Genomic DNA, 5,709 nt, shown 5'->3' on the forward strand with positions numbered 1-5,709 from the left:
AAAGTATTCGGTGAGCGAACGTAAGGTTTATGCCTTGGTGAAACGATTCCAGAGCGACTGCAAGACGCTTGCAGTGTGAACGGGTTGTTTTATGTCGTAGGGAGTGCCGTTTCCCCTTATCTTTAGGGTGTTTCAAATTTAGAAGGAGGAAATGGCTATGAACAAGTATTACCGTATCCTGGACAAGATTCTTGCCACGGGAAAAACACAGACCAACAAGAAGGGAAATATACAATACCTTCTGAACGAGCAGCTGTCACTGACACCGGCGGACCTGCTTGACATATTCGAGGGGCATAATATCGCCCGCAAGAAGCTCCGCAGCGAGTTGCAGTTATTTATGCAGGGTGAGCGCAACGTGGAGAAGTACCGGGAGGCCGGCATCAACTGGTGGGACTATTGCGGCTCCATCCTGGTGAACAGTTACCCGACCTATTTCGAGAAGCTGCCTCCGTTGATAGCGAAAATTAACCGGGAGAGGCGCAACAGCAAGAACTACGTGCTTTTTCTGGGCGAAACCGGTGCCGAGAGCAACCAGGCACCCTGTTTGAGTCTGGTACAGTTCCAGTTAGATGGCGGTGAACTGGTTCTGTCCGCCTACCAGCGCAGCAGTGACGCAAACCTCGGGCTACCTTCCGATATTTACCACCTGTACCTGATGGCGCGGCAGATAGAACTTCCCTTGAAGTCGATCACTCTCTATCTGGGCAATGTACATATCTACGAGAATAATATCCCGGGCACCCGTGCGCTGATCGCCGGTGACGAGACGGTCCGCTTCGGGTTGAACGTGTAGTTTGCTGTATATGTCTTGCAGCGGGAACAGTTCATGTTTCCCGCTGTTTTTCGTTTATTCTGTGGACCTTTGCGGCCGTTTTAAAGCAGAATGAAATGAGAAAGATGTATTTGTCCGCCCCGCTTCCTTTCGTGGGGCAGAAACGCATGTTTGCGAGGGAATTTATCAAGGTGCTGGGACAGTTCCCGGACAGCACCGTGTTTGTGGACTTGTTTGGCGGCTCGGGCCTGCTGTCACATATTACCAAATGTGTCAGGCCTGATGCCACCGTTGTGTATAATGACTTCGACAACTACCGCTGCCGACTTGTAAATATCCCGGCCACCAATGTGCTGTTATCCGATTTGCGTCGGATAGCTGAAGGGGAACCCAGAAACAAACGTATAACCGGGGAGGTTCGCGATAAAATGTTTGCTCGTATTGAGAGGGAAGAAAAAGAGCACGGTTACGTGGATTATATCACGGTTTCCGCATCCTTGTTGTTCGCCATGAAATATGTGACCAGTTTGGAAGGAATGAAGAAAGAAGCCATCTACAATAGGATTCGGCAGACAGACTATCCCGAAGCAAAGGATTATCTGGAAGGACTGACTATAACCAGCGAAGACTACAAGGAAGTATTCAAACGTTACAAAGATGTTCCGGGTGTGGTGTTCCTGGTTGATCCGCCGTACCTCTCCACCGAGGTGGGTACTTACAAGATGTTCTGGCGTCTGGCTGACTATCTGGATGTACTAACCGTTCTGAAAGGGCATTCGTTCGTGTACTTCACCTCGAACAAGTCCTCCATTTTAGAACTGTGCGACTGGATGGACCGAAACCCATTTGTCGGCAGCCCATTCAAGGAATGCAGGAAAGTGGAGTTTAGTGCAAGCGTAAACTATCAAGCTAAATATACAGACATGATGCTGTACACGAAGCCGGATGAGGTGTCAGGTATAGCAGCCTAACAATTGCATAAAGATAGGAAATTATTTTGAATCTGCAATGGCTTTTAAATGATATTTTAAAGCCATTTAAAGAGGGTTCAAGTGAAAGAAAAACGGTGGGCTTTGATCATGCTGAATAGGACCGCGCTCACCGTTTTTCTTGTACGCGTCGTTTTTGTACTTTTTGAAACGCATCGTTTTTGTTAAGCGGCACGTCTGGTTTTTCCGGATTTAAATATTCCATATTGACCTCTACTTCCCCTTTTTTATTTATCTCTATGGCTGTCTCTTTGGTGTCTTTGGGACGTGTTTTTAAAAACGCTTCCAGATAATGCGTTGCATTCTTGTTGTCTTTCATGAAAAGATAGTCGATGGCAATGTCATAAAGAAGTTTATGGTTGGTCTTATCGTATTTGTATTGGTCTTTTGCTGCTTGTATGGCTTTGGCCGGTTCTCTTCCTAACCTGCAACAATCGCGCAAGCCTTTGTAGAGACGCGTCATCGCACTGTCTTTGGGCAGACTCAAATCAATGGCAGTTTCTAAATATTCGATTCCTTGTTTTTTCCAGGATGTCTTTGCACAGGCACGTCCCAGATAATAGAGCAGGTTTACATTTTCGGGATCATATTTGCGGGCTATCTCGAGCATGTCGTGCGCCTCATAAAATTTTTCAGTGGCATAGTAACTTACTCCTAAATAATAGTATGTATGAAATGAACTGTCCCGTTGTCCTACCAGATATTCATATCGCTTGATTGCCATAGGGTAATCTCCCGAGAGGCAATATGCCTGTGCATTTTGGCGGTTTACCACAACGTTGGTGGTATCGGCTTCACGATATTTTTCTGTTGCTTCGATGGCGTATTCGTAGAATTGCATCGCGTTGTAAATTTGTCCTAATTTGGCGGCTGCCAGATAGTCGTCGGGATATTTGTCTTGAATGACATGATAGCATCCCAAAGCAGCATCCAGAAAACCTGTCCTTCCTTCCAAACTTTGTGCTTGCAGGTGTAATATTACTGCCGAACTGTCTGTTTCTGCCAGTACACTGCTTTCTCCGAATGCTTCTTCATATTGTTGAAGATTGCATAACAGGCTAATGTATTGAATGCGTACATATTTATTGTCCGGATGAATATCTATTGCTTTTTGATAATATTTCAGTGCATCCTGGTATTTAGCCGATTGCTTGCAACATTCGGCTGCTTCGATGAAAGCCCGTTGGTTTAGGCTGTCACCGGCTATGATCTGCCGAAAGGTATGGAGTGCTTCTGCATTGCGACCCAATGATTTGAGTGCTTTTCCCTTTTGAAACAGTAATTCGGTAGTCGGCTGTTCTTTGTCAATCAGCATGATTGCCTTTTCGTAATCATAGTTGTTCATTGCTTCTTGAATTAGCTTCGTGTGCTGTGCAAATAATGTATTGCAGGTACCGAGAAGTAAAAAAAGGATAAGCTGTTTCATGGTGTATAGGGTTGTTGTGTTTTTATTATTGAGTGCAAGTTAACAAAAAGATTACTTTTACGAAATTTTCGTAGAACCTTTTAGATAGATTAACGTAAATGTTACGCAATTGAGAGTTCAATGCGATGTTTCGTGATAGATGATGATATACCAAAAGAGGGTGTCGAAACTCTCATAAACTAAAAATCACTCTCGCCACAGGTGTAGCGAGGGTGATTTCGATAAAAGGGGAGTTTTGACACATGCCCTTTTCTTAATTTATAATACTCACTTTTTTACATAAGGAAGCCCAGTAAGATACCGGCAGCAACCGCTGAACCGATAACCCCTGCTACATTCGGACCCATGGCATGCATCAGCAGATAATTGGTTGGATCATATTCCAAACCCACAACCTGTGAAATACGTGCTGAGTCGGGAACAGCGGATACACCAGCATTACCGATCAGAGGGTTGATCTTGTTATCTTTCTTAAGGAAGAGATTGAATATTTTCACAAATAATACTCCCGCAGTGGTAGCAATGATGAATGAAAGAGCACCTAAGATAAAGATTTGTACAGAACTCCAAGTTAGGAATTCAGATGCTTGTGTAGAAGCACCTACCGTCAGTCCTAATAAAATAGTGATGGTATCGATCAATGGTCCACTGGCTGTGTTGGCTAAACGACGTGTCACACCACTTTCTTTCAGTAAGTTACCGAAAAACAGCATACCAAGCAGAGGCAGACCTGAAGGTACAAGGAATGTTGTAAGCAGTAAACCTACAATTGGGAAAATAACTTTTTCTGTATGGGATACGGTTCTTGGTGGTTTCATACGGATTACACGCTCTTTTTTGGTGGTCAGCAGACGCATAATGGGCGGTTGTATAACAGGAACCAATGCCATGTATGAATAGGCTGATACAGCAATAGCACCCATCAGGTTTGGAGCCAGTTTGGATGAAAGGAAGATAGCCGTTGGGCCGTCAGCACCACCGATAATACCGATAGCACCCGCTTGGTTAGGCTCAAAGCCCATTAGAAGAGCGATGATGTAAGCACCGAAAATACCGAACTGAGCAGCAGCCCCGATTAACATTAGTTTTGGATTGGATATCAATGCCGAGAAGTCTGTCATGGCTCCAATACCTAAGAATATAAGCGGCGGATACCAACCGGAGGTTACTCCTTGGTAAAGTATATTCAATACAGAACCCTCTTCATAGATACCGATTTTTAGACCGGCTTCCATATTGAAAGGAATATTACCGATGAGAATACCAAAACCGATAGGGATGAGGAGCATTGGTTCAAACTCTTTGGCTACTGCCAGATAGATAAAAAAGAGTCCGACTACCAGCATGATAAGATGTCCCGGGGTTGCATTGGCAAAACCCGTATATCCCCAGAAATCAATAAGGTTATTCCCCAAAAATGATAAGAAATCTCCCATAATTATTCAATGATTACGAGGTCTGTACCTTCCAATACAGAATCTCCTTGTTTAACTTTGATTTCTGAAATTTTTCCATCCTTGTGTGCATTGATATTGTTTTCCATTTTCATTGCTTCAAGGATAATTACGGTTTGTCCTTTTTTCACGGTATCGCCTTCCTTCACCCTGATGTCGAGAATAACTCCGGGCAGTGGAGATTTTACACCGTCTTTTTTTCCGGTAGTTCCACCAACTGGTCGTTGTACAACCGGGGCACCGTTATCTGTTTTCGGAGCGGCGGCAGGACGGGTTACCGGTTTGGGAGTGATAGTGGCTTTTACGGGTTTGTCAAGCTCTACTTTGTAAGGAGTACCGTTTACTTCAACGTTTACGATATTCTCTTCCGGATCGTTTACTGTAACATTGTAGAGGTTTCCGTTGATTTTATATTTATACTGTTTCATTGCTTCAATTTATTAGAGTTAATAATTATCTTTTCGGTGTCTGACGCAAAGTGTAAATTTTGGAACTCCAAGGTGAGTAAGTACGCTTCACTTTGTTGATAGTTAAAATCATATCTTCAACATCGTGTGCATCGTTCATAAACTCGTGCAGAGCCATTGCAATAGCGGCGGCTTCTTCGCCGGAGTGACTCCCCAGATTCTTTTCTTTGGCTTCTACCTTATCTGTAATCCCTATAGCTTTCATTGCATTTCTCTTACCTAATTTTACAGCGATATTACCTACTATTTTGAATGAAACATACAATAATATTAAACCGATAAATACAACTGACATCGCTATAATTGCCATGCCGAAGCCGTCTGCATCGTGTTTTTTGAAATTTTCTATTTTTTCATTCTTATCTAATGTCATATTATTGGTACTTGGAGTTACATAGCTATGTTCTCCTCCACCTTTAATCACCCAATTTGCACTTCCATCCTCTTCTCGTGCATAAGACTGATCGGCAAGCATTCCGGCAGGTACTGTAATTTCGTCAATAAGTGTCTTACCGTTCGAATCGTACAAGGCAATGTAGTTCTCTTTGCTTGGATCCAGTGTGAAGCTTACGTGAAACGTACCGCGATTCGGCATTCC

Annotated in this window: 6 protein-coding genes; 2 read left to right on the forward strand and 4 right to left on the reverse strand. The window is 43.6% G+C overall.

The annotated features are described in order from the left end of the window. The first annotated feature begins 151 nt into the window (after positions 1-151). Positions 152-796 carry a thymidylate synthase gene (locus tag QVP90_RS04065; RefSeq protein ID WP_004326020.1) on the forward strand — a complete coding sequence of 215 codons (645 nt, stop codon included), beginning with the start codon at positions 152-154 and terminating at the stop codon, positions 794-796. A gap of 95 nt (positions 797-891) precedes the next feature. Next, the gene (locus QVP90_RS04070) at positions 892-1,746 is read left to right on the forward strand and encodes a DNA adenine methylase (RefSeq protein ID WP_004326018.1); all 855 of its coding nucleotides are present in this window, start codon (positions 892-894) and stop codon (positions 1,744-1,746) included. Between the two features lie 127 nt (positions 1,747-1,873). On the opposite strand, the gene QVP90_RS04075 is transcribed toward QVP90_RS04070, so the two are convergent. The 4 genes from QVP90_RS04075 to QVP90_RS04090 all read right to left on the reverse strand — a co-directional run. Further along, positions 1,874-3,190: a tetratricopeptide repeat protein gene (locus QVP90_RS04075; protein ID WP_021935721.1), complete on the reverse strand. Its 1,317-nt coding sequence runs from the start codon at positions 3,188-3,190 to the stop codon at positions 1,874-1,876. 275 nt (positions 3,191-3,465) lie between these two features. Continuing rightward, positions 3,466-4,626, reverse strand: coding sequence for a sodium ion-translocating decarboxylase subunit beta (locus QVP90_RS04080; RefSeq protein WP_005929780.1), 1,161 nt, complete (start codon positions 4,624-4,626; stop codon positions 3,466-3,468). A 2-nt stretch (positions 4,627-4,628) separates the two neighbouring features. Beyond that, entirely contained in the window at positions 4,629-5,072 is a 444-nt protein-coding gene (locus QVP90_RS04085; protein ID WP_005929784.1) for a biotin/lipoyl-containing protein, read from the reverse strand. Positions 5,073-5,097: 25 nt separating this feature from the next. Beyond that, positions 5,098-5,709 (reverse strand): OadG family protein (locus QVP90_RS04090; protein ID WP_288203945.1); only part of this gene is annotated, 612 nt, incomplete at its 5' end.

It is taken from the genome of Bacteroides sp. CAG:189, from assembly GCF_000432295.1.
GTDB classification, from domain to species: domain Bacteria; phylum Bacteroidota; class Bacteroidia; order Bacteroidales; family Bacteroidaceae; genus Bacteroides; species Bacteroides salyersiae.